This is a genomic window from Arsenicicoccus piscis, from assembly GCF_022568835.1.
Classification (GTDB): Bacteria; Actinomycetota; Actinomycetes; order Actinomycetales; family Dermatophilaceae; genus Arsenicicoccus; species Arsenicicoccus piscis.
Window position 1 is genome coordinate 97,109 of record NZ_JAKZHV010000008.1, and the last position, 21,572, is coordinate 118,680.

Below are 21,572 nucleotides of genomic sequence, written 5' to 3' on the forward strand. Positions count from 1 at the left end.
CCCAGCATGTCACCCACCACTGACACACCCCCATTTGGTGCGCGCCGGGCCATGTCTCACCATGGGGCCATGCGGGTCAGCCAGTTCTGGGAGCTCATGAGCGACGAGTTCGGGGCGAGCTATGCGCGTTCGGTCGCGGCCGACCACGCGCTGGCGGCGCTGGGGCACCGCACGGCCTCCGAGGCGCTCGCCGACGGCATCGCGCCGCGCCTGGTCTGGCGCGCCCTGTGCGACGACCTGCAGATCCCGCCCGAGCGGCGCTTCGGCGTCGACCGCCCCGGACGCGACGCGCCCGAGGAGTGACCGCACCGCCGGGCGCGGGCTGACCTCCGGGGTCTACAGGGGCTAGAGGGTCTACAGGCTGAACAGCGCGAGGTTGACGGCATCGACGAGGTCGGCAGGCGCCTTGACCTGCGCCGCCTTGCCGCCGGTGGCCTTGGTGATGGCGCCGAGCGCCTTCATGTCGGCGCCCGTGCCGTAGCCGATCGCGACGATGCGCACGGGCCGCTCGGGGTCGCGCGCCTTCTCGAGGTAGTCGATCAGGCCGTTCAGCGTGTCCTTGCTGGTGGAGTCCTGGTTGGCCCCGTCGGAGAGCAGCACGATCTGGTTGAGCATCGACGGGTCGTAGTGCGCCTGGGCGTAGCCGTAGGCCTCGCGCACCGCCTGGTAGAGCGGAGTACCCCCACTGATGGTCGCCGTCTGCATCGCCGTCGAGACGGCCTGCGCCTGGGTGCCTGGCCCGACGACGGTGCCGTTGGTCGCTAGGCCGGTGGCGCGGTCGATCCGCGGGGTGCCGTCGTCGTCGGCGCGGAAGAACCACACGCCGGACCGCGCCCCGCTGGAGGCGACGGAGTAGGCCTGGTTGACCAGGCCGCGCACGAGGTCGATCCGCGAGACGGTCGTGCCGGGGAACCGGTTGTTCATCGAGCCCGAGGCGTCGACCAGCGCGAACGTGGAGATCCGCGCGTGCAGGAAGGCCCACATCTTGGCCATCGCGGTGAGCTGGGGGCCGGTGAGCACCCGCGGTCCGAGCGGCGCGGAGGAGTAGACCACCCCCACCGGCTGGTCCGTCGGCGCCTCCCCGTCCGGGGGGCGCAGCCCGGCGGCCTGCAGCGCGCGGCGACCCGACGCCGAGCCGAGGTAGGTGGTGAACGCGCTGGCGGTCTTGGTCCCGGGGGCGTCGGTGCCGGTTTTGCCGAGCGTCGCCAGCCGCAGGTCCAGCACGGCCGTGCCCGCACCGAGCGGCACGCCGGAGAGCGGTGCCGCAGGCGTCTCGGCGTTGTAGTCGGCCAGCGCCTTCTCGGTGGTGACGTAGCCGAGGGCCGGCTCGATGGCCTGGGCGAGCGAGGTGGCGCCGTAGGGGAGCACGGTGGCCTCGTCCTCGACGAGGCGCGCGCGGTGCTCGATCTTGATGGTGGCGAGGTCGGCCTGGGTCGGCGCGGCGTAGTTCGGCGCGGTGATCTCGGCCTTGCCCTGGGCCAGGCCGGTCATGGCCGCGTAGGCCGCCGTGCCGGCGCCGCTGGTCGTGGGGTCGGCGAAGCGGATCGACAGGTCGCCCCACTCGGGGTGACCGATGCTCGCGGTCGTGGTGCTGCCGGTCAGCAGGCCCTGCCACTCGGTGGGGCTGAGCGGCTTGCCGGGCCACCCGAGGCTGCGGGCCACCGCGTCCGGCACGGCGAGGACGATCGGTGAGGTGGCGACCACCGACGGCTTCGCCAGCAGGGCGGAGGCAGGCAGCGACTCCGCCTCGGCGGCGGTGCGCGCGACGACCAGCGCGGTGCGACCGGCCGCGGCGCCGGCCACGACCGCCTTGGTGTCGGTGCTCGCGGTGACGGCGAGCGAGGAGCAGCTGCTGCTCCGGGACCGGGCGAAGTCGTCGGCCAGCCGGTGGAAGGCGGCGACGTAGGTCGTCGTGGGCACGGCGAGCGTGGTGGTCGCGTCGCAGGCGGGGAGGGTGGACACCGCAGCCGCAGGAGTGCCCTGGCCGACCGTGCTGGTGCTGGGGGCGCCGCCGGGTGAGGGGCTGGTCGCGGCCGAGCCCGCCGGGTTGGTGCTGATCGTGCGCACGATCGCTGCCGTGCTACCGGAGAAGAGGGCTGCCGCGGTCAGGACGACGGCGGCCGTGCGGCCGCGGCCCTCGGCCTCCTGCCCGTCACGGTGGCGTCCGCTGCTGGTGGTCGACATCTCCAACTTCCTGCTGCTGGCGCTTGGGCCTGACGACGGACAAACCCCCCGAAATGGTAACAACCTGCACCTGTCGGTAGCGACACATCGTTGCGTAGACCGTTCGGTCACGACACGCGGTCGCCTCCCCGATGTCGAACATAGTTTCGCTACAGTGGGGGCAGCCGACGATCGTGATCGCACCCCGTGGGGGGTCTGTCAGTGGTCCCGGCTAGCGTCCGATCCAACAGCACCAGCCAAGGGTCGAAGGTGGGCGTGACCCGATACGAGATGAAGGAGAGCGACATGGCCAAGGTCGTGGCGATGAAGGACCAGCAGGCAGCACGCAACGAGCAGAAGTTCGCCGCACTGTCCACGGTCCTGGGACAGATCGAGAAGTCCCATGGCAAGGGCGCGGTCATGCGCCTCGGAGACGACGTCCGACCGCCGGTCGAGGTGATCCCCACGGGGGCCATCGCCCTTGACGTCGCGCTCGGCATCGGCGGGCTCCCGCGCGGTCGGGTGATCGAGATCTACGGCCCCGAGTCCTCGGGCAAGACGACGGTCGCCCTGCACGCGGTGGCCAACGCGCAGAAGAACGGCGGCATCGCCGCGTTCATCGACGCCGAGCACGCGCTCGACCCGGAGTACGCCAAGAAGCTCGGGGTCGACACCGACGCGCTGCTCGTCAGCCAGCCCGACACCGGTGAGCAGGCGCTCGAGATCGCGGACATGCTGATCCGCTCGGGTGCCCTGGACGTCATCGTCATCGACTCGGTGGCCGCGCTCGTGCCTCGCGCCGAGATCGAGGGCGAGATGGGCGACAGCCACGTCGGTCTGCAGGCCCGACTGATGTCCCAGGCGCTGCGCAAGATCACCGGTGCGCTGTCGCAGAGCGGCACCACCGCGATCTTCATCAACCAGCTCCGCGAGAAGATCGGGGTCATGTTCGGCTCGCCGGAGACGACGACCGGTGGCAAGGCGCTGAAGTTCTACGCCTCGGTGCGCCTGGACGTGCGTCGCATCGAGACGCTGAAGGACGGCTCCGACGCGGTCGGCAACCGCACCCGCGTCAAGGTCGTCAAGAACAAGGTGTCCCCGCCGTTCAAGCAGGCCGAGTTCGACATCATCTACGGCGAGGGCATCTCCCGCGAGGGTGGGCTCATCGACATGGGTGTCGAGCACGGCTTCGTGCGCAAGGCCGGCGCCTGGTACACCTACGAGGGCGACCAGCTCGGCCAGGGCAAGGAGAACGCTCGCGCCTTCCTGCGCGACAACCCCGACCTGTCCGACGAGATCGAGCGCAAGATCAAGGAGAAGCTCGGCATCGGGGTCCGCGCCGAGGCCGCCCAGCCGGAGCAGCCGGCCGAGGCCGCCGTCGAGTTCTGATCATGACCGGCGTGCGACGACACCTGTCGGTCGTGCCCGAGCCGGCGCCCGCAGCGCGCCCCGAGCCCGCTCGTGCCGCGGTGCGCGAGCGGGCTCGGGCACGCCGGGACCACCCGGTGGCGACGCCGGCCCGGCGGGCCGGCGGCCAGCCCGGCAGCAAGCCCGAGATCACCCCCGACGTCGAGCACGACATCGAGCCGCAGGCCGAGGAGGTCGCCCGGGCGATCGTCCTGAAGGCCCTGGCCGACTCCGCCAAGAGCCGGTCCCAGCTGCGCGCCCTGCTGCGCCGACGCGGGTGTGCCGACGAGGTCGCCGAGTATGTGCTGGACCGGCTCGGCGACGTCGGGCTCGTCGACGACTCGGCCTACGCGCAGGCGGCCATCCGGTCGGGGATCGAGCGCAAGGGGTTGGCTCGGGCCGGCCTCGCGCACGACCTGCGCCGCCGAGGCGTGGCCAGCGAGGTGGTCGACGAGGTCCTCGACGAGGTCGATCCGGCGATGGAGCGGCGGACGGCCCGTCGGCTCGTGGACAAGAAGCTGCGCACCATGCACGGCCTCGGTGTCGACGTGCAGACCCGCCGGCTCGCGGGGATGCTGGCCCGCAAGGGCTACCCCTCCAGCCTCGCCTACGAGGTCATCCGCGACGCCATCGCCGACTCACCCGAGTACCTCCCGGACTGAGTCGACTGCGACCAGCGACCGGTGGCGACCGGCGTCGACCAGCGCGACGACCGGCAGGCGACTCCTGCTCGGCTACAGCGAGTGCAGGGGTCGCTGGCCGGGCGGGAGCAGCCGGGCGTCGACGACCTCCTTGCCGAAGGGCATCAAGGTGACCGGCAGCAGCTTGAGGTTGGCGACGGCGAGCGGGATGCCCACGATGGTCACGGCCTGCGCGATCGCCGTGGTGACGTGGCCGATGGCCAGCCACCAGCCGGCGACGAGGAACCACACGACGTTCATCAGGGCCGAGCCGGCGCCGGCGCCGGGTTGGGCGACGACGGCCCGGCCGAACGGCCAGACGGCGTAGTTGGCCATCCGGAAGGACGCGACCCCGATCGGGATCGTGACGACGAGCAGGCAGGCGATGACGCCCGCGACGACGTAGGCGATCCAGAGCCAGACCCCGCAGGTGAGGAACCAGAAGATGTTGAGCAGCAGGCGCAGCATGCTGGGGGAACGATCGGCCCACGGCCGAGATTCCGGCAGGTGGCCGGCCCCGCCCGCGACCCGGGAGGACCCCGCTCCGGCTCACCTAGACTGGAGGGCGCGATGAAGACCTACGACGTGCGCACCCACGGGTGCCAGATGAATGTCCACGACTCCGAGCGGCTCGCGGGCCTGCTCGAGACGGCCGGCTACGTTGATCTGGCGGGCCTGCCGGACGGTCAGCGTCCCGAGGTGGCCGACGTCGTGGTCTTCAACACCTGCGCGGTGCGCGAGAACGCCGACAACAAGCTCTACGGCAACCTGGGGCAGCTGCGCCCCGCCAAGCTCGCCAACCCCGACCTGCAGATCGCCGTGGGCGGCTGCATGGCCCAGAAGGACCGCGACACGATCGTCACGCGGGCGCCCTGGGTCGACGTCGTCTTCGGCACGCACAACATCGGCAGCCTCCCCGCCCTGCTGGACCGTGCGCGGCACAACAAGGAGGCGCAGGTCGAGATCCTCGAGTCGCTCGAGACCTTCCCGAGCACCCTGCCGACCCGCCGCGACAGCGCCTACAGCGGATGGGTGTCGATCAGCGTCGGCTGCAACAACACCTGCACCTTCTGCATCGTCCCGAGCCTGCGCGGCAAGGAGGCCGACCGCCGTCCTGGCGACATCCTCGCCGAGATGCGCGCGCTGGTCGCCCAGGGCGTCGTCGAGATCACCCTGCTCGGCCAGAACGTCAACTCCTACGGCGTCGAGTTCGGTGACCGTCAGGCGTTCAGCAAGCTGCTGCGCGCCTGCGGCGAGATCGAGGGGCTCGAGCGGGTGCGGTTCACCAGCCCGCACCCGGCGGCGTTCACCGACGACGTGATCGGGGCGATGGCCGAGACCCCCAACGTGATGCCGAGCCTGCACATGCCGCTGCAGTCCGGCTCGGACCGGGTGCTCAAGGCGATGCGGCGGTCCTACCGCTCCGAGCGCTTCCTCGGCATCCTCGACCGGGTGCGCGCCCAGATCCCGGACGCGGCGATCACCACCGACATCATCGTCGGCTTCCCCGGCGAGACCGAGGAGGACTTCCAGGGGACGCTCGACGTGGTCGAGGCCAGCCGGTTCTCCAGCGCATTCACCTTCCAGTACTCCATCCGCCCTGGCACCCCTGCGGCCGCCATGGCCGACCAGGTCCCCAAGGCCGTCGTCCAGGAGCGCTTCGACCGGCTCATCGCGCTGCAGGAGCAGGTGTCCTGGGCCGAGAACCGTCGCCAGGAGGGGCGAACCGTCGAGGTGCTCGTGGCGCCGGGGGAGGGTCGCAAGGACGCCGAGACCGCCCGCGTGTCCGGCCGGGCGCGCGACAACCGCCTGGTCCACCTCGCCGTCCCCGCCGGGGCCGAGCGACCCCGCCCGGGTGACCTGGTCGAGGTCGACGTGACCTACGGCGCGCCGCACAACCTCATCGCCGATGGGGCGCTGACCGGTGGCACCTACCGCGTGCGGCCGACCGCCGGTGGTGACGCCTGGGCGGCATTGCAGCAGAGCCCGGCGGGCGGCCCGTCGACCGGAGGCGGCACCCGCAAGCCGGCCGTCAGCCTGGGCATGCCGTCGCTCGGCCGCCCCCGCGAGGTGCCGACGGAGCCCGCATGCGGCGCCTGACGCTGACTGAGGCTGCGTGAGGGCTCCGGAGCCCACACCCGGGCATGCGTGAGGCCCGCCGCGTGGTGCACGCGACGGGCCTCGACAGCATGAAGGCCAGGCCGTGAGGCTTACTGGCTGTTGTCCCCGACTCGCTGGTCGCCGGCCTGCTGGGCCTGGTCGACCTTGTCGGAGAACTTGCCGCCGGTCTTCTGGTCGACGGCGTCGCCAGCCTTCTCGATCCCCTGGTCGCTGAACTGCTCGACCTTGTCGGGGTTCTCGGATGCGGCCTTGCTGGCCTGGTCCTTGATGTTGTCGAAGGCACTCATGGGCATCTCCCTTCTGTCGGTGACAGGACTGCCGGCGCTGGACCCGTGGACCGGGTCCTCGCTGCCGAACGTCTCCACCATAGGCACATCCGGGCCCCGGTGGTCACGTTGCGCCCGGCTTCTTCGGCCATCGCGCCGGCCAAGCACAAGAACGAGCACAGAAAGGGCGGGGCCGCCCACCTCGTCGTGGACGGCCCCACCGTCGATCAGCCGAGCCCTCTTGGGAGCGACCGAAGCCTGTGCTGTGCTGGTCCGGCCAGTCTGTCGAGCGCTGATCGGAGCACCCATCCTGCGCCTCCTCGGGGCGGCAGGTGACCGAAGTCACGTCGCTTCACCCCGTTGCCCGTCCGGCGCCCGGCCTCGTCACTGCCTGATGACACACTGACCCCCATGCAGCCCAGCCCTCCGCCACCGCCCGAGGCGTCGACGCCGCTGCTCGTCGCCGTCGTCGGGGCGACCGCGACCGGCAAGTCCGACCTCGCGCTCGCGCTGGCGGGCGCACTGGGAGGCGAGGTGGTCAACGCCGACGCCTCCCAGCTCTACCGCGGGATGGACATCGGGACCGCGAAGGTCCCGGTGACCGAGCGTCTCGGGATCCCGCACCACCAGCTCGACGTGCTGGACCTGCGCGACGTGGCCAGTGTGGCCGCCTACCAGCGCGAGGCGCGGGCCGACCTGGACGCCGTCGTGGGCCGCTGCCACCTCCCGGTGCTCGTCGGCGGCTCGGGGCTCTACGTGCGCGCGGCGCTCGACCGGCTGGACATCCCACCCACGGACGCCGGTGTCCGCGAGCGCCTGCAGGAGCGCACCGACCGCGAGGGCGCGAGCGCGGCCCACGCTCGCCTGGCCGAGCTGGACCCGAAGGCCGCCGCGGCGATCCTGCCGACCAACGCCCGCCGCATCGTGCGCGCGCTCGAGGTCATCGAGCTCACCGGCCGGCCGTTCTCGGCGTCCCTGCCGGAGCGGGTCTACCGCCGGCCGACCCTCGCGCTCGGCCTGACCGAGGACCTCGACGTCCTCGACGAGCGGATCGAGGCGCGCGTCCACCGGATGTGGGCGGCCGGCCTGATCGAGGAGGTCCAGGAGCTGCTGGACCGCGGGCTGCGCGAGGGGCCGACGTCCGCGAAGGCGGTGGGCTACGTCCAGGCGATCGCCCAGCTCGACGGTGTGCTCACCCAGGACGAGGCGATCGCGGCCACGACCGCGGCCACCCGGCGCCTGGCCCGCCGGCAGCGCTCCTGGTTCGGCCCGGACGAGCGGATCCGGTGGCTCCGTCCGCCGAGCAGCGACCGCGACGCGTGGCACGAGCAAATCGTGGCCGCCGTGCGCGCCGTGCTCGCCGGCGACCCGTGGCCGGCGGATCTCGGGTGATCCCTTGACCACCCATCTCGGGGGACAATGAGCCCATGACCTCATCGAGCGCGCAGTCGCCCCGCCGCCTCGCCTTCACCAAGGGCCACGGCACCGAGAACGACTTCGTCCTCGTCCCCGACCCCGAGGGCACGATCGACCTCGCGCCGAGCGACGTCGCGTTCCTCGCCGACCGCCGGGCCGGCATCGGTGGCGACGGGGTGATCCGGGTGGTCCCGACGGTCCTCTCGGGCGACCCGGTCGCCGTGGGGCAGGCCAGCCAGGCGCGCTGGTTCATGGACTACCGCAACGCCGACGGGTCGGTCGCCGAGATGTGCGGCAACGGCACCCGCGTGTTCGCCGCCTACCTGCGCCGCGAGGGTCTCGAGACCGCAGACGAGTTCGCCATCGCCACCCGGGCAGGGGTCAAGCACGTCCACGTCTCCGTAGACCCCGCGGGCCAGACCCGCTACAGCGTGAACCTCGGTCCGTGGGCGCTGCAGCACGAGGACCGGGCGCGCGAGCAGGGCTCGGACGCCCTGGTGAAGGTCGCGGCGCACGACGCCATGCCGGCGCTCAGCCTCGACCTCGGCAACCCGCACACCGTCGTGGCGCTGCCCGAGGACAAGGAGCTCGACGAGCTGGACCTGCATGTGCAGCCGGCCGTCAACCCCGCGCCGACCGAGGGCACCAACGTCGAGTTCGTCCGGCCGGTCGGGCCCGGGCACCTCGCCATGCGCGTCTTCGAGCGAGGCGTGGGGGAGACCCGGTCCTGCGGCACGGGCGCCGCGGCGGCAGCCCTGGCGATGCGGTGGTGGGCCGGCGGTGACGACCAGAGCACCACCTGGACCGTCGACGTGCCGGGTGGCACGGTCTACGTGCGTCCGCTGCCGGGCCAGGAGGTCGAGCTGAGCGGTCCGGCAGCGCTGGTGGCGGACGGCGAGGCCACCCTTCCCTGACAGGCGAGCTCCGGTAGAACCGGACGATTCACCCCATTGCGGGACCTGGGGGGCACTCGTAGCATCCGGACATGAACCGCAAGAGAACGACTTCCCTCCTTCGTCGTCCTGGCGTCGCGGTGACGCTCACCGGTGGCCTGCTGGTCTCGCTCACCCTCCCGGCCGTCGCGACCGCGACGGCTTCCCCTGCACCGGCCAAGACCTCGCAGGCCGACGCCGACGCCGGCAAGCGGCCCTACGGCGTCGACCCCGCCAACCTGCCTAAGATGCCGACCATGACCGGTGGCGGCGGTGCGGTCTCGTCCGTGGACCAGACGGCCTCCCAGGTCGGCATCGACGTGCTGCGTCGCGGCGGCAACGCCGCCGACGCAGCGGTCGCAACGGCCGCCGCGCTCGGCGTCACCGAGCCGTTCGCCAACGGCATCGCGGGCGGCGGCTTCTTCGTCTACTACGACGCGAAGCGCAAGAAGGTCACGACGATCGACGGCCGCGAGACCGCGCCCGCCGCGTTCACCGACAAGACCTTCACCAAGGCCGACGGCACCGCGATGGACTTCATGACGGCGGTCAACTCCGGTCTGTCGTTCGGCGTCCCGGGCACCCCCGCCACCTGGGACCTGGCGCTCAAGAGGTTCGGCACCCGCTCGTTCAGCGACAGCCTGCGGCCCGCGCAGGAGATCGCCCAGAACGGCTTCATGGTCGACCAGGCCTTCCAGGACGGCGTCGCGCAGAACGTCGAGCGGTTCACGATGTTCCCCGCGACGGCCAAGCTGTTCATGCCCGGTGGCTCGCTGCCCGAGGTCGGCACGGTCTTCCGCAACCCCGACATCGCGAAGGCCTACGCCGTCTTGCGCCGCGAGGGGCCCGCGTCGATCTACGGCGGCGGGACGCTCGCGAAGGCCATGGTCGCCGAGGCGCGCAACCCCGGCACCGCACCCGGCGTCACCGTCGCGAAGAGCCCGGTGACGGTCGACGACCTGCGCGCCTACCAGGCCAAGCTGAAGGCTCCGATCACCTCGACCTACCAGGGCCTCAACGTCTACGGCATGCCCGTGCCGAGCAGCGGCGGCATCGCCGTCGCCGAGATCCTCAACCTGCTCGAGGCCTACCAGGCCAAGACGGGCGCATCCACCGCCTCGGTCTCCCCGGCGCAGTGGTACCACCGGTTCGCCGAGGCCAGCGCGACCGCCTTCGCCGACCGCAACCGCTACGTCGGTGACGTGCCGGGCGTGCCGGTCAAGGAGCTCGTGTCCAAGGCGTTCGCGGCCGAGCGGGCCTGCGGCTTCAGCCCGACGAAGGCCCAGGCGCGGCCGATCGCGTTCGGCCAGCCCGACGGCAGCTACACCGGCTGCGCGGGTGGCGCACGCGTGGCCGCCAAGCCCAACGACGGCGCGTCGACGACGAGCCTGTCGGCCGTCGACAAGTGGGGCAACATGGTCGCCTACACGCTGACGATCGAGCAGTACGGCGGCTCGGGCATCACCGTCCCCGGCTACGGCTTCCTGCTCAACAACGAGATGACGGACTTCAACTTCGTGCCGCTGCAGGCCGGGGTGCCGGACCCGAACCTCCCCGCCGCCGGCAAGCGCCCGCGCTCGTCGATGAGCCCGACCCTGATCCTCAAGAACGGCAAGCCCTACCTCACCGTGGGGTCGCCGGGTGGCGCGACGATCATCACGACCGTCTCGCAGATCATCACCGGCTACGTCGACCGCGGGATGCCGCTCGTCGAGGCCATCGCGGCGCCGCGGCTGTCCTCGCGCAACACGGGCGTGACGGTCGAGCCCGAACTGGTGAACTCTGACATCGGCACGGCCCTCAAGGACCTGGGTCAGCCGCTGACCACGGTCGGCGAGATCGGTCGCGGCGTGGGCGTCGCGGTCCACGGCAAGACCCTCACGGCCGCCGCCGAGACGGTCCGCGCCGGCGGTGGCTCGGCCATGGTGGTCACACCGCGCGACACCGCCTCGCGCTGAGGCTCCAGGCGGGCTGGGTGGTCAACCGCCCAGCCCGCCGAGGTCGTAGACCCGGAACGTCACCGCGTGCTCGGTGCCGAGAGCCTCGCCGCCCTGACGCAGAATCTGCGGGATCAGCTCGCCCGCGTCGGGGTGCCCGGTGACGTGCTCGAGGTAGGCCTCGTGGGAACGCAACGACGCGACGCTCGCCTCGACGGCGGCCTCCCTCACAGCCAGACCGTGCGTCGGCTCGTCGTCGCCCGCGACCAGCAGCGCGCTGGTGTGCCACTTCGGCAGCCCACCCTCGGCGAGCTCGCGAAAGACCCAGTCGTTGTCGGCGTCGCGGGTGCCGTCGATGGCGGCGAGGCCGGCGACCCGGTGGTCGGCCTGGTTCAGCCCGCCGTAGGCCTCTACGGCGAAGCTGGTCGTGACGACCGCGTCGGGGCGCACCTCGCGCACGACCCGGGCGATGTCACGGCGCAGGTCCAGACCCGGGACGAGCATCCCGTCGGGGTGGTCGAGGATGCGCAGGTCGCTGACCCCGACCGTCTCGCAGGCCGCCCGCTGCTCGGCCGCGCGCAGCGGGCCGATCTCCTCGGGCGGGCCGTCCATGCCGGCCCCGCCCGCCGTCAGCAGCAGGTAGGTCACCTCGACCCCACGCCCGGTCCAGGTGGCGACCGCGGCGGACGTGCCGTACTCGAGGTCGTCGGGGTGTGCGACCACGCACAGCACCCGCTCCCAGCCCTCGTCGGGCAGCGGCTCCAGGCGCTTGCGCGACTCGGTGTCGGGGGACGTGCTCGCGTTGGACTCGGTCTGGCCGGCGTCGCTCATGACCGCTCCGGGAGCTGCTCGACGCCGCGGACGGCGGTGGTGCGCGGCACCCCGGCCAGCCGGTGCGGGATCCGGTCGCGCTCGTAGGTCACCGACGCGTAGCCGTGCGGCTTCGGGTTGCCCTCGTCGTCCAGCGCGACCATCACGATCTTGTCGATCGAGATGATCGTCTCGCCGGTGAAGACGTTGCGCACGACGCACCGCAGCGTCAGCGAGGACCGCCCCCAGTGCGTCGGCGCCAGCCCCATCTCGACGATGTCACCCTGCCGGGCCGAGCTCACGAAGTTGATCTCGGACATGTACTTCGTCACGGTGCGCTCGTTGCCCAGCTGGATGATCGCGTAGATCGCGGCCTCCTCGTCGATCCAGCGCAGCAGGCTGCCCCCGAAGAGGGTCTGGTTGGCGTTGAGGTCCTCCGGCTTGACCCACTTGCGGGAGTGGAAGTTCATCAGCTCCATGGGTGCAGCGTAGGACCGCTCCCTGGGCGCGGCTCTAACGGCTCACCCGGCTCAGCCGGCGCGCACGACCTCGATGACCCGGAAGCCTTTGGCCGTCGCGGTGCGTCGCACGGTGAAGGTCCCCGGCGACAGCGCGTCGAGCTCGCGGGCGAGCCAGGTCTGCAGCGAGTCGGCGCCGAGCTGCTTGGCGACGACCAGCTGGGCGACCCCTCCCGGGGCCAGGCGTGGCACCCAGCGCAGCAGCAACGCGTGCAGCGCCTCCTTGCCCACCCGGATGGGAGGGTTGGACCAGATGGCGGCGAGGCGCACGTCGTCCGGCACCTCGTCGGGCGGCACGGCGCGCACCGCGGCACCGACGCCGAGGCGCTCGGCGTTGGTGCGGGTCAGGTCGAGTGCACGCTCGTTGACGTCGACGGCCCACACCGTGGCGTCGGGGGAGCGCAGCGCGAGGGTGAGCGCGATCGGTCCCCAGCCGCAGCCGAGGTCGAGCAGGTCCCCGTCGGGCGGCGGGGGCGTTGCGTGGGCGAGCAGCACCGCGGTGCCGCGGTCGATCTGGTCGGGCTGGAAGACGCCGCGCGCGGTCTGCACCGTCACGTCCCGACCGGCGAGGACGACGGGCACGTCGCGGCGCTCGTCCGCGCTCGCCGGCGCCGCGGTGAAGTAGTGGTCTTCAGTCATCGCCTCACACGGTAGCCCAGATGGTCGCCGACCGTTCGGCTGCTGGTCATCCTGCGGTCACGCTGCGGAACACCCACGGGGACAAGGGTATTCGTCATGACCGAGCCTACCCAGCCCACGCAGGAGCCTACGCAGCCCACCCGGCGGGGAGAGGCCGTCCGCCGCGCCGCACCCTCCCGACGCCATGTCATCGCCGGCGCGCTGGCCGCTTCCGGCGCTCTGGTCACGGCCCGCCCCGCGGCGGCCCGCCCGTTCGGGACCTCCGGTCCGGCGCTCGTGCGCGACCGGGCCGGTTTGCGCAGCGCCATCCAGACCGGCGACGTCACCGAGCGGTCCGCCGTCGTCTGGGCCCGCTCGGAGCGCCCGGGCCGACTCATCGTTCGGCTGAGCGACGGGCGGGGCCGGTGGCGCGAGCTCGTCGGGCCGTGGGCGACCGAGGCCACCGACCTCACCGCCCAGCTCGACGTCGAGCGGCTCACGCCGGGGCGCGACTACGACGTCCGGCTGCTGTTCGAGGACGCGGACGGGGTGCGCGGTCGCACCGGGCACGCGTCCTTCAGCACCCCCGACGTCCGCCCGGCCCGCACCCGGTTCGTCTGGACCGGTGACACGGCCGGCCAGGGCTGGGGCATCAACCCCGACCTCGGCGGCATGCGCGGCTATCGAGCTATGCTCGACGTCGCCCCGGACTTCTTCCTGCACTCCGGGGACACGATCTACGCGGACGGGCCGATCTCGGCCAGCGTGACCGAGCCCGACGGCCAGGTGTGGCGCAACCTCGTGACCCCGCAGGTCGCCAAGGTCGCCGAGACCCTCGACGAGTTCCGCGGTCGGCACCGCTACAACCTGATGGACGCCAACGTGCGCGCGCTCGCCGCCCGGGTGCCGATCATCGCCCAGTGGGACGACCACGAGACCCGCAACAACTGGTACCCGGGCCAGGTCATCACCGACGACGCCCGCTACACCGAGCGCAGCGTCGACGTGCTGGCCGAGCGGGCGCGGCGGGCCTTCTTCGACTACCAGCCGATCAGCCGCGGTGCCGTCCGCGGTCGGCACGCCACCCTCGGGGGCGAGCCGAAGGTCTACCGGAAGATCTCGCGCGGGGCGGCCCTGGACGTCTTCTGCCTCGACATGCGCACCTACCGCGGGCCCAACACCCGCGGCGACGAGACGAGCCGGGTCCCGTTCCTCGGCACCGAGCAGGTCGACTGGCTGGTGCGTGAGCTCACCGCCTCGCGCGCCACCTGGAAGGTCATCGCCTCGGACATGCCGCTCGGCCTGGTCGTGCCCGACGGGCCGGTCAACATCGAGGCGATCGCGAACCGCCTGCCGGGCCAGCCACTCGGCCGCGAGATCGAGCTCGCCTACCTGCTGTCCCAGCTGCGCCGACGCGGCATCCGCAACGTCGTGTGGCTGACGGCGGACGTCCACTACTGCGCGGCCCACCGCTACGACCCGGCGCGCGCCGCGTTCACCGACTTCGACGAGTTCTGGGAGTTCGTGGCCGGCCCGATCCACGCGGGCGCGTTCGGGCCGAACGACCTCGACCCCACCTTCGGGCCGCAGCTGGAGTTCCGCCGGACCCCGCCGTATGCCAACAAGTCCCCGCGCGACGGCTTGGACCAGTACTTCGGGACGGTCGACATCGACGAGGAGGGACAGCTCGAGGTGAGTCTGCGCGACGCCAACGGCACCGTGCTCTACACCAAGGCGCTGCAGCCGCGCCGACAGCGCGGCCACAGGAGGTGACCAGCCGCGCGTGTCGCGGGGTTCCCCGGGCCCCCACCCCTCCGTAGACTGCGCGGGTCCAGGTGGCCGGCCGCACGACGGCCGGTGCGCCCCCAAGCTCACGTCAAGGAGGACGGATGAGCGACCTGTCCGGGTCCAACGTCGTCATCGTGGCCATCGTGGCCGTCATCGGGTTGTTGTCGCTCGGCGTGGGGGCGCTCTTCCGCGGCCAGGTCCTGGCCGCTCCCGACGGCACCGAGAACATGCGCACGATCGCGAGGGCGGTCCAGGAGGGCGCCGCCGCCTACCTCGGCCGGCAGATGCGCACCCTGGTGTGGTTCGTCGCCATCGTCTTCGCCCTGCTGTTCCTGCTCCCGGCCGACGACGGCTCGGTGCGCATCGGGCGAAGCCTGTTCTTCCTGCTCGGCGCCGGGTTCTCGGCGTTCATCGGCTACCTCGGCATGAACCTCGCCGTGAAGGCCAACGTGCGCGTCGCCGCCGCCTCGCGCGACGGCGACCGGGTGCCCGGCTTCAACCTGGCCGTCCGCACCGGCGGCGCCGTCGGCATGATCACCGTCGGGCTCGGCCTCCTCGGTGCCGCGGTCGTCGTGCTCGTCTACCGCGCCGAGGCGCCGGCCGTCCTCGAGGGCTTCGGCTTCGGGGCCGCGCTGCTCGCGATGTTCATGCGCGTCGGCGGCGGCATCTTCACCAAGGCCGCCGACGTGGGCGCCGACCTGGTCGGCAAGGTCGAGCAGGGCATCCCCGAGGACGACCCGCGCAACGCCGCCACCATCGCCGACAACGTGGGCGACAACGTGGGCGACTGCGCCGGCATGGCCGCGGACCTGTTCGAGTCCTACGCCGTCACGCTCGTCGCCGCGCTGATCCTCGGCAAGGCGGCCTTCGGCGAGCACGGCCTGGTCTTCCCGCTCATCGTCCCCGCCGTCGGCGCCCTCACCGCGGTGCTCGGCATCCTCGTGACCCGGCTGCGCGGCTCCGAGAACGGCCTGTCGGCCATCAACCGCGGCTTCACCATCGCCGCCGTCGTCTCCGCGGTGCTCTGCGGCATCGCCGCCTACGCCTACCTGCCGTCCTCGTTCGCCGCGCTGCGGGGTGTAGACCCCACCATCTCCGGTCTCGGCCGTGACCCCCGCCTGATCGCCTTCGCCGCCGTGGTGCTCGGCATCGTGCTCGCCCGCGTCATCTTGTTCATCACCGGCCACTTCACCTCGACCGACCGCGACCCCACCCTCAACGTCGCGCGCACGTCGGTGACCGGGCCAGCGACGGTCGTGCTCGCCGGCATCGGCGTCGGCTTCGAGTCGGCCGTCTACACCGCCGCCGTGATCGGTGCCGCGGTCTACGCCGCCTACCTGCTCGGTGGCGGCTCGATCCTCGTCTCGCTCTTCCTCATCGCGCTGGCCGGCTGCGGACTGCTGACCACGGTCGGCGTCATCGTCGCCATGGACACCTTCGGTCCGGTCTCGGACAACGCCCAGGGCATCGCCGAGATGTCCGGCGACGTCGGCGAGGCCGGCGCCCACGTGCTCACCGAGCTGGACGCCGTCGGCAACACGACCAAGGCCATCACCAAGGGTATCGCGATCGCCACGGCGGTCCTCGCCGCGACGGCGCTGTTCGGCTCCTACAACGACGCCGTCACTGCGGCCCTCACCAAGGCCGGGTCCAACGTCGCGACCGCGCTCGAGGGCTACGCCGTCACCGGCCCCGCCGTCCTCGTCGGTCTGATGGCCGGCGCCGCGGTGGTCTTCCTCTTCTCCGGTCTCGCCATCGACGCGGTCACCCGCGCCGCCGGCGCCATCGTCCTGGAGGTGCGCCGCCAGTTCCGCGAGCACCCCGGCATCATGGACGGCACCGAGAAGCCGGAGTACGGCCGGGTGGTCGACATCTGCACCCGCGACTCGCTGCGCGAGCTGGTCACGCCGGGCACGCTGGCGGCCATGGCGCCGATCGCCATCGGCTTCGGGCTCGGCTTCGAGGCGCTTGCCGGCTTCCTCGCCGGGGCCATCGGCACCGGTGTGCTCATGGCCGTCTTCCTCGCCAACGCCGGCGGCACGTGGGACAACGCCAAGAAGCTCGTCGAGGAGGGATCGCACGGCGGCAAGGGGTCCCCGGCCCACGAGGCCACCATCATCGGCGACACGATCGGTGACCCGTTCAAGGACACCGCCGGGCCGGCGATCAACCCGCTGCTCAAGGTGATGAACCTGGTCGCGGTCCTCATCGCGCCCGCCATCGTCATGCTCTCGGTCGGCCCGCAGGCCAACACCTGGATCCGGCTCGGCATAGCCGCCATCGCGGTCATCGCGATCGTCGTGTCGGTCGAGCGCAGCCGCAACCGGGCCACCAAGCTGCTGCCGAGCGTGGAGCACGAGGTCGACGGCAACGACATGGGCCCGGCCCACCGTCAGGTTCCGTAAGGGCGTCGTCACCCTACGTGTCAGTAGGTCGCTCGTCCGCCTAACGATCCCACGCGCAGCCGGGGCAACCCGCAGACTGGGTGCATGGGGGACTCCACCAACGACCTGACCGCCGCACGCCCGTTCGAGGGTCCGGCCGATCGCGCAGCTGACGGATCGGCCGGGTCCTCGGGCTCTCGCCCGCCGACCCTCGAGCGCTCGACCGAGGCGTCCCGACGGGCCGAGCGCGCCTTCCTGCCCGAGATCCAGGCCCTGCGCATGTGGGCCGTGGGTCTGGTGGTCGTCTTTCACCTGTGGCCGTTCCGGTACTTCACCGGTGGCTACATCGGTGTCGACGCGTTCTTCGTCATCTCGGGCTTCCTGATCACCGGCCACCTCGTGCGCGAGGTGGAGCGCACCGGGCGCGTCCGTCTTGGGGCGTTCTACGCCCGCCGCGTGCGGCGGCTGCTCCCGATGAGCCTGTCCCTGCTGCTCCTGCTGGTCCCCGTGTCGATGGCCATCTTGCCGCGCGAGGTCTGGGACGACGTCGCGCGCGAGATCGTCGCCAGCACGTTCTACGTCCAGAACATCTGGCTGGCCCACCTGGTGACCAGCCCGGACAACGTCGGTGACACGCTGGTCCAGCACTACTGGTCGCTCTCGACCGAGGAGCAGTTCTACCTCGTCTGGCCGGCGCTGGTCCTGCTCGGCGTAGCCCTCGCGAGCCGGCTGCGTCCCTTCCGCCCCGTGCGCACGATCGGGTTCGTGCTGCTCACGGTCACCGTGCTGTCCTTCGCGTTCTCGCTCTACGCGCAGGTGCGCTTCCCGGCCGAGCAGTACTTCCTCACGCCCACCCGTGCCTGGGAGTTCGCGAGCGGCGGCCTGCTGGTCCTCGGGCTGCGCCGGTTCGCCCCCGGTCCGCGGCTCTCGCTCGTGCTGCGCTGGGGCGGCCTGGCCCTGCTGCTCGTCGGCTCGTGGGTCCTCGTCCAGGGCGACCCGTTCCCCGGCTGGCGCGCGCTGGTGCCGGTCGTCGCGACGGGCGCCGTCATCGCCGCCGGCGACTGCCACGGCCGCGATCGGCTGGGCTACGCGTTCACCGCGCCGGTGGTGCAGTGGCTGGGCCGGATCTCGTACTCCATCTACCTGTGGCACTGGCCGATCATCTTCTTGCTGCCGTTCGTGCTCGGTCACGACCTGACCCTCGCGTGGAAGGCGATCTGCGTCGTGCTGATCCTCGTCCTCGCGCACCTGTCGCAGAAGTACGTGGAGGACGCCACCCGGTTCGTCCCGCGGCTGCGCGCCAGCACCCGGCTGACCCTGCTCTCGGCCCTCGGCGCGATGCTGGTCGTCTCCGCGGCGGCCGCCGTCGAGTTCCTGCTCGCCACCTGAGCCTCGCCACCTGAGCCTCGGCGGCCTGAGCCTCGGCGCCGCGCCGGCGCCGTAGGCTGCGCCCTATGCGTCTGTGGAGCATCGACCCCGCCCAGCTGGACCGCGCGGCGCTGATCGCCGGATGGCGGGAGGGGCTGCTCGCCCAGAAGGTGCTGCGGGGGGCCACCCGGGGCTACCGGAACCACCCGCAGCTGACCCGCTTCCGTGAGCTGGACGACCCGGTGCTCGGGGTCGCGACCTGGCTGCACGGACTCGCCGACGACGCCGATCGTCGCGGCTACCGGTTCGACCGCACCCGACTGGTCCGCACCGCCGAGGAGGCCAGCGCGGGCGGGCTGCGCCTCCCGGTGACCGACGGCCAGCTCGGCCACGAGTGGACCCACCTGCTGGCCAAGTGCGAGGCGCGCTCGCCGGACTGGCACGCCGCGCTGGTGCCGCAACGCCCGCGCGCCCACCCCATGCTCGACGTCGTCGCGGGCCCCGTCGCGGATTGGGAGCGTGCATAGGCGTCGGCACCATGTGTCGGCACGTTCTCGGCACCCTGCTTGTCCACCCTGCGGTCGCTGCACCGCCGGGGGAGTAGACCGGGCCGGTGAGACGTTGTGCCTAAAGGGTTCGCGACGGCGACAGGCGCCGTGGGATCCTAGAGGAGATATGACTTCACGAAACCACCACGTCTTCGACCAGCGCGCCGCCGCGCTCGCCGACGACGATCACGAGATCTACCTCGACGACTTCGACGACCTGGATGACCTCACCGACCTCGATGGCGAGGGGTCTGGCGACCGCCCGTCCTACGGCTCGCTCTACGCCGACGGGGAGCAGCTCGACCGTGAGGAGCGCGCCGCGCTCCGCCGCGTGGCGGGCCTGTCGACCGAGCTCGAGGACGTCACCGAGGTCGAGTACCGCCAGCTGCGCCTGGAGCGCGTCGTCCTCGCGTCGGTGTGGACCGAAGGCAGCCTGACCGACGCCGAGAACGGCCTGCGCGAGCTCGCCGCCCTCGCCGAGACCGCCGGGTCCACCGTGCTCGACGGGGTCCTGCAGCGGCGCCAGAAGCCCGACCCCGGCACCTTCCTCGGGCGCGGCAAGGCCCAGGAGCTCGCCGACATCGTCGCCGCCGAGGGCGCCGACACCGTCATCTGCGACGGCGAGCTGGCCCCCGGTCAGCGCCGTGCGCTGGAGGACATCGTCAAGGTCAAGGTCATCGACCGGACCGCGCTGATCCTCGACATCTTCGCCCAGCACGCCAAGTCTCGTGAGGGCAAGGCGCAGGTCGAGCTCGCTCAGCTGCAGTACCTCCTGCCGCGTCTGCGCGGCTGGGGCGAGTCGATGAGCCGCCAGGCCGGTGGCCGCGTCGCGGGCGGTGAGGGCATCGGCTCCCGTGGCCCCGGTGAGACCAAGATCGAGCTCGACCGGCGCCGCATCAACACCAAGATCGCCAAGCTCAAGCGCGAGATCAAGGAGATGAAGACCGGCCGCGACACCATGCGCGCCCACCGGCGTGCCGGTGACGTGCCGAGCGTCGCCATCGCCGGCTACACCAACGCCGGCAAGTCCTCGATCCTCAACCGGCTGACCGGCGCCGGCGTGCTGGTGCAGAACCAGCTGTTCGCCACCCTGGACCCCACGGTCCGCCGCGCCGAGACGCTCAGCGGTCGGATCTACACCCTCTCCGACACGGTCGGGTTCGTGCGCTCGCTGCCCCACCAGCTGGTCGAGGCGTTCCGCTCGACGCTGGAGGAGGTCGCCGGCAGCGACCTGTTGCTGCACGTCGTCGACGGCTCGCACCCCGACCCCGAGGGCCAGATCAGTGCGGTGCGCGAGGTCTTCGCCGAGGTCGGTGGCGACGCGATCAAGGAGATCATCGTCGTCAACAAGGCCGACGCGGCCGACCCCGAGGTCCTGGACCGGCTGCGCCGCCACGAGAAGCACTGCATCGTCGTCTCCGCCCGCACCGGTGCCGGCATCGACGAGCTGCGCGCCCTGGTGGAGGCCGAGCTGCCCCAGCCGGAGCAGCCCGTGACCGTGCTGCTGCCCTACGACCGGGGCGACCTGGTCAGCCGGCTGCACCGCGACGGCGAGGTCGTCTCCGAGGAACACACCGGCACGGGCACGCTCATCCACGCGCTCGTGCACCCCGCCCTGCAGGGCGAGCTGCAGGAGTTCGCGGTGCCGGCCGAGACCGCCGCGGCAACCGCGGCCACCTCGGCGCGAGCCTGACCGGCGCGGAGGTGACCAGCCCCGACGAGGACCGGCGCACCGGTGCGGTGCACGCCGTCGCGGCCTACGGGCTGTGGGGGATGCTCCCGCTCTACTTCGTCACGCTGGCGCCCGCCGGTTCGCTGGAGATCCTCGGCTGCCGCATCCTCTTCTCCGTCGTCGTCGCCGCCATCCTGATCCGGTGGCAGCACGGTTGGGGCCGGATGCGGACCGCTCTGCGCGACCGTCGCGTCATGCTCACGCTGGCCGCGGCGGCCGCGCTGATCTTCGTCAACTGGCTGACCTACATCACCGCGGCGACCAGTGGGCACGTCGTCGAGACCTCCCTCGGCTACTTCATCAACCCGATCGTCACGGTGCTGCTCGGCGTCGTGGTGCTGCGCGAGCGGCTGCGACCGCTGCAGTGGGCGGCGATCGGCGTCAGCGCCCTCGCCATCGTCGTGCTCGTGGTGGCCTACGGGCAGGTGCCGGTCATCGCCCTCACGCTGGCGTTCAGCTTCGGGCTCTACGGACTGCTCAAGCGGCAGGTGAGCGGGCGCGTGGACGGTCTCTCGGGCCTGGCCATCGAGACCATCCTGCTCATCCCCGCCGCCGGTCTGCTGATCGCGGTGGTGTCGAGCTGGGGCCAGCTCACCCTGCTCGACCACGGTCCGGTGCACTTCGCGCTGCTGGCGTTCTCCGGCATCGCCACCCTGGTGCCGCTGCTGTTCTTCGCCGGCGCGGCGAAGCGGTTGCCGCTGGCCCACCTCGGGCTGTTCCAGTACCTCGCGCCCATCCTGCAGCTGCTCACCGGCGTCCTGATCCTGCACGAGCCGATGCCCGCCACCCGCTGGATCGGCTTCGCCATCGTGTGGCTCGCCGTCTTCATGCTGGTTGCGGACGTGCTGATCGTCGGGCGCCGCGGGCGGGCATAAGGTTGACGC

General features: G+C 72.0%; 19 protein-coding genes. 13 read left to right on the forward strand and 6 right to left on the reverse strand.

Annotated features, from left to right (window positions below):
* Positions 1 to 69: 69 nt before the first annotated feature.
* A complete protein-coding gene (locus MM440_RS13860; protein WP_241444969.1) occupies positions 70 to 303 on the forward strand; it encodes a DUF3046 domain-containing protein in 234 nt (77 codons plus the stop codon).
* 51 nt (positions 304 to 354) lie between these two features.
* Here MM440_RS13860 and MM440_RS13865 read toward each other — a convergent pair whose 3' ends face one another.
* Positions 355 to 2,184 carry a vWA domain-containing protein gene (locus MM440_RS13865; RefSeq protein ID WP_241444971.1) on the reverse strand — a complete coding sequence of 610 codons (1,830 nt, stop codon included), beginning with the start codon at positions 2,182 to 2,184 and terminating at the stop codon, positions 355 to 357.
* Positions 2,185 to 2,487: 303 nt separating this feature from the next.
* On the opposite strand from MM440_RS13865, the gene recA reads away from it, so the two are divergent.
* On the forward strand, positions 2,488 to 3,552 hold the full coding sequence (recA, locus tag MM440_RS13870; RefSeq protein WP_241445075.1) for a recombinase RecA: 1,065 nt from the start codon (positions 2,488 to 2,490) through the stop codon (positions 3,550 to 3,552).
* A gap of 2 nt (positions 3,553 to 3,554) precedes the next feature.
* Complete coding sequence (locus MM440_RS13875; protein ID WP_241444973.1) at positions 3,555 to 4,232, forward strand: regulatory protein RecX; 678 nt, start codon at positions 3,555 to 3,557, stop codon at positions 4,230 to 4,232.
* Positions 4,233 to 4,304: 72 nt separating this feature from the next.
* On the opposite strand, the gene MM440_RS13880 is transcribed toward MM440_RS13875, so the two are convergent.
* The gene (locus tag MM440_RS13880; RefSeq protein WP_241444974.1) at positions 4,305 to 4,718 is read right to left on the reverse strand and encodes a YccF domain-containing protein; all 414 of its coding nucleotides are present in this window, start codon (positions 4,716 to 4,718) and stop codon (positions 4,305 to 4,307) included.
* A gap of 102 nt (positions 4,719 to 4,820) precedes the next feature.
* Here MM440_RS13880 and miaB point away from each other — a divergent pair, with 102 nt between their 5' ends.
* The gene (gene miaB / locus MM440_RS13885) at positions 4,821 to 6,350 is read left to right on the forward strand and encodes a tRNA (N6-isopentenyl adenosine(37)-C2)-methylthiotransferase MiaB (RefSeq protein ID WP_241444975.1); all 1,530 of its coding nucleotides are present in this window, start codon (positions 4,821 to 4,823) and stop codon (positions 6,348 to 6,350) included.
* A gap of 110 nt (positions 6,351 to 6,460) precedes the next feature.
* Here the strand turns inward: miaB and MM440_RS13890 are convergent, their stop codons facing one another.
* Positions 6,461 to 6,658, reverse strand: coding sequence for an antitoxin (locus MM440_RS13890; protein ID WP_241444976.1), 198 nt, complete (start codon positions 6,656 to 6,658; stop codon positions 6,461 to 6,463).
* A gap of 390 nt (positions 6,659 to 7,048) precedes the next feature.
* On the opposite strand from MM440_RS13890, the gene miaA reads away from it, so the two are divergent.
* The 3 genes from miaA to ggt all read left to right on the forward strand — a co-directional run bounded on the left by miaA (position 7,049) and on the right by ggt (position 10,943).
* On the forward strand, positions 7,049 to 8,029 hold the full coding sequence (gene miaA / locus MM440_RS13895; RefSeq protein WP_241444977.1) for a tRNA (adenosine(37)-N6)-dimethylallyltransferase MiaA: 981 nt from the start codon (positions 7,049 to 7,051) through the stop codon (positions 8,027 to 8,029).
* A 35-nt stretch (positions 8,030 to 8,064) separates the two neighbouring features.
* Entirely contained in the window at positions 8,065 to 8,967 is a 903-nt protein-coding gene (gene dapF, locus MM440_RS13900; protein WP_241444978.1) for a diaminopimelate epimerase, read from the forward strand.
* A gap of 71 nt (positions 8,968 to 9,038) precedes the next feature.
* Entirely contained in the window at positions 9,039 to 10,943 is a 1,905-nt protein-coding gene (ggt, locus tag MM440_RS13905) for a gamma-glutamyltransferase (RefSeq protein ID WP_241444979.1), read from the forward strand.
* A gap of 21 nt (positions 10,944 to 10,964) precedes the next feature.
* Here ggt and MM440_RS13910 read toward each other — a convergent pair whose 3' ends face one another.
* The 3 genes from MM440_RS13910 to MM440_RS13920 are packed head-to-tail and all read right to left on the reverse strand — an operon-like array spanning position 10,965 to position 12,889.
* Positions 10,965 to 11,753 carry a PIG-L deacetylase family protein gene (locus MM440_RS13910; RefSeq protein WP_241444980.1) on the reverse strand — a complete coding sequence of 263 codons (789 nt, stop codon included), beginning with the start codon at positions 11,751 to 11,753 and terminating at the stop codon, positions 10,965 to 10,967.
* Positions 11,750 to 12,211, reverse strand: a complete 462-nt coding sequence (locus MM440_RS13915) for an acyl-CoA thioesterase (protein ID WP_241444981.1) — start codon at positions 12,209 to 12,211, stop codon at positions 11,750 to 11,752. Before MM440_RS13915 ends, MM440_RS13910 begins: the two co-directional genes overlap by 4 nt.
* Positions 12,212 to 12,262: 51 nt before the next feature.
* Positions 12,263 to 12,889, reverse strand: coding sequence for a class I SAM-dependent methyltransferase (locus MM440_RS13920; RefSeq protein WP_241444982.1), 627 nt, complete (start codon positions 12,887 to 12,889; stop codon positions 12,263 to 12,265).
* A 96-nt stretch (positions 12,890 to 12,985) separates the two neighbouring features.
* Here MM440_RS13920 and MM440_RS13925 point away from each other — a divergent pair, with 96 nt between their 5' ends.
* From MM440_RS13925 to rarD, 6 genes are all read left to right on the forward strand, one after another.
* Entirely contained in the window at positions 12,986 to 14,641 is a 1,656-nt protein-coding gene (locus tag MM440_RS13925) for an alkaline phosphatase D family protein (protein WP_241444983.1), read from the forward strand.
* Positions 14,642 to 14,757: 116 nt separating this feature from the next.
* Positions 14,758 to 17,061, forward strand: coding sequence for a sodium-translocating pyrophosphatase (locus tag MM440_RS13930; RefSeq protein ID WP_241444984.1), 2,304 nt, complete (start codon positions 14,758 to 14,760; stop codon positions 17,059 to 17,061).
* Positions 17,062 to 17,145: 84 nt separating this feature from the next.
* Positions 17,146 to 18,429 (forward strand): acyltransferase family protein, encoded by a 1,284-nt coding sequence (locus MM440_RS13935; RefSeq protein ID WP_241444985.1) that lies wholly within the window; start codon positions 17,146 to 17,148, stop codon positions 18,427 to 18,429.
* Between the two features lie 65 nt (positions 18,430 to 18,494).
* Positions 18,495 to 18,935: a pyrimidine dimer DNA glycosylase/endonuclease V gene (locus MM440_RS13940; protein WP_241444986.1), complete on the forward strand. Its 441-nt coding sequence runs from the start codon at positions 18,495 to 18,497 to the stop codon at positions 18,933 to 18,935.
* Between the two features lie 148 nt (positions 18,936 to 19,083).
* Positions 19,084 to 20,649: a GTPase HflX gene (gene hflX, locus MM440_RS13945; protein WP_241444987.1), complete on the forward strand. Its 1,566-nt coding sequence runs from the start codon at positions 19,084 to 19,086 to the stop codon at positions 20,647 to 20,649.
* Positions 20,650 to 20,660: 11 nt separating this feature from the next.
* Entirely contained in the window at positions 20,661 to 21,563 is a 903-nt protein-coding gene (rarD, locus tag MM440_RS13950; protein WP_241444988.1) for an EamA family transporter RarD, read from the forward strand.
* The last annotated feature ends 9 nt before the right edge of the window (positions 21,564 to 21,572 follow it).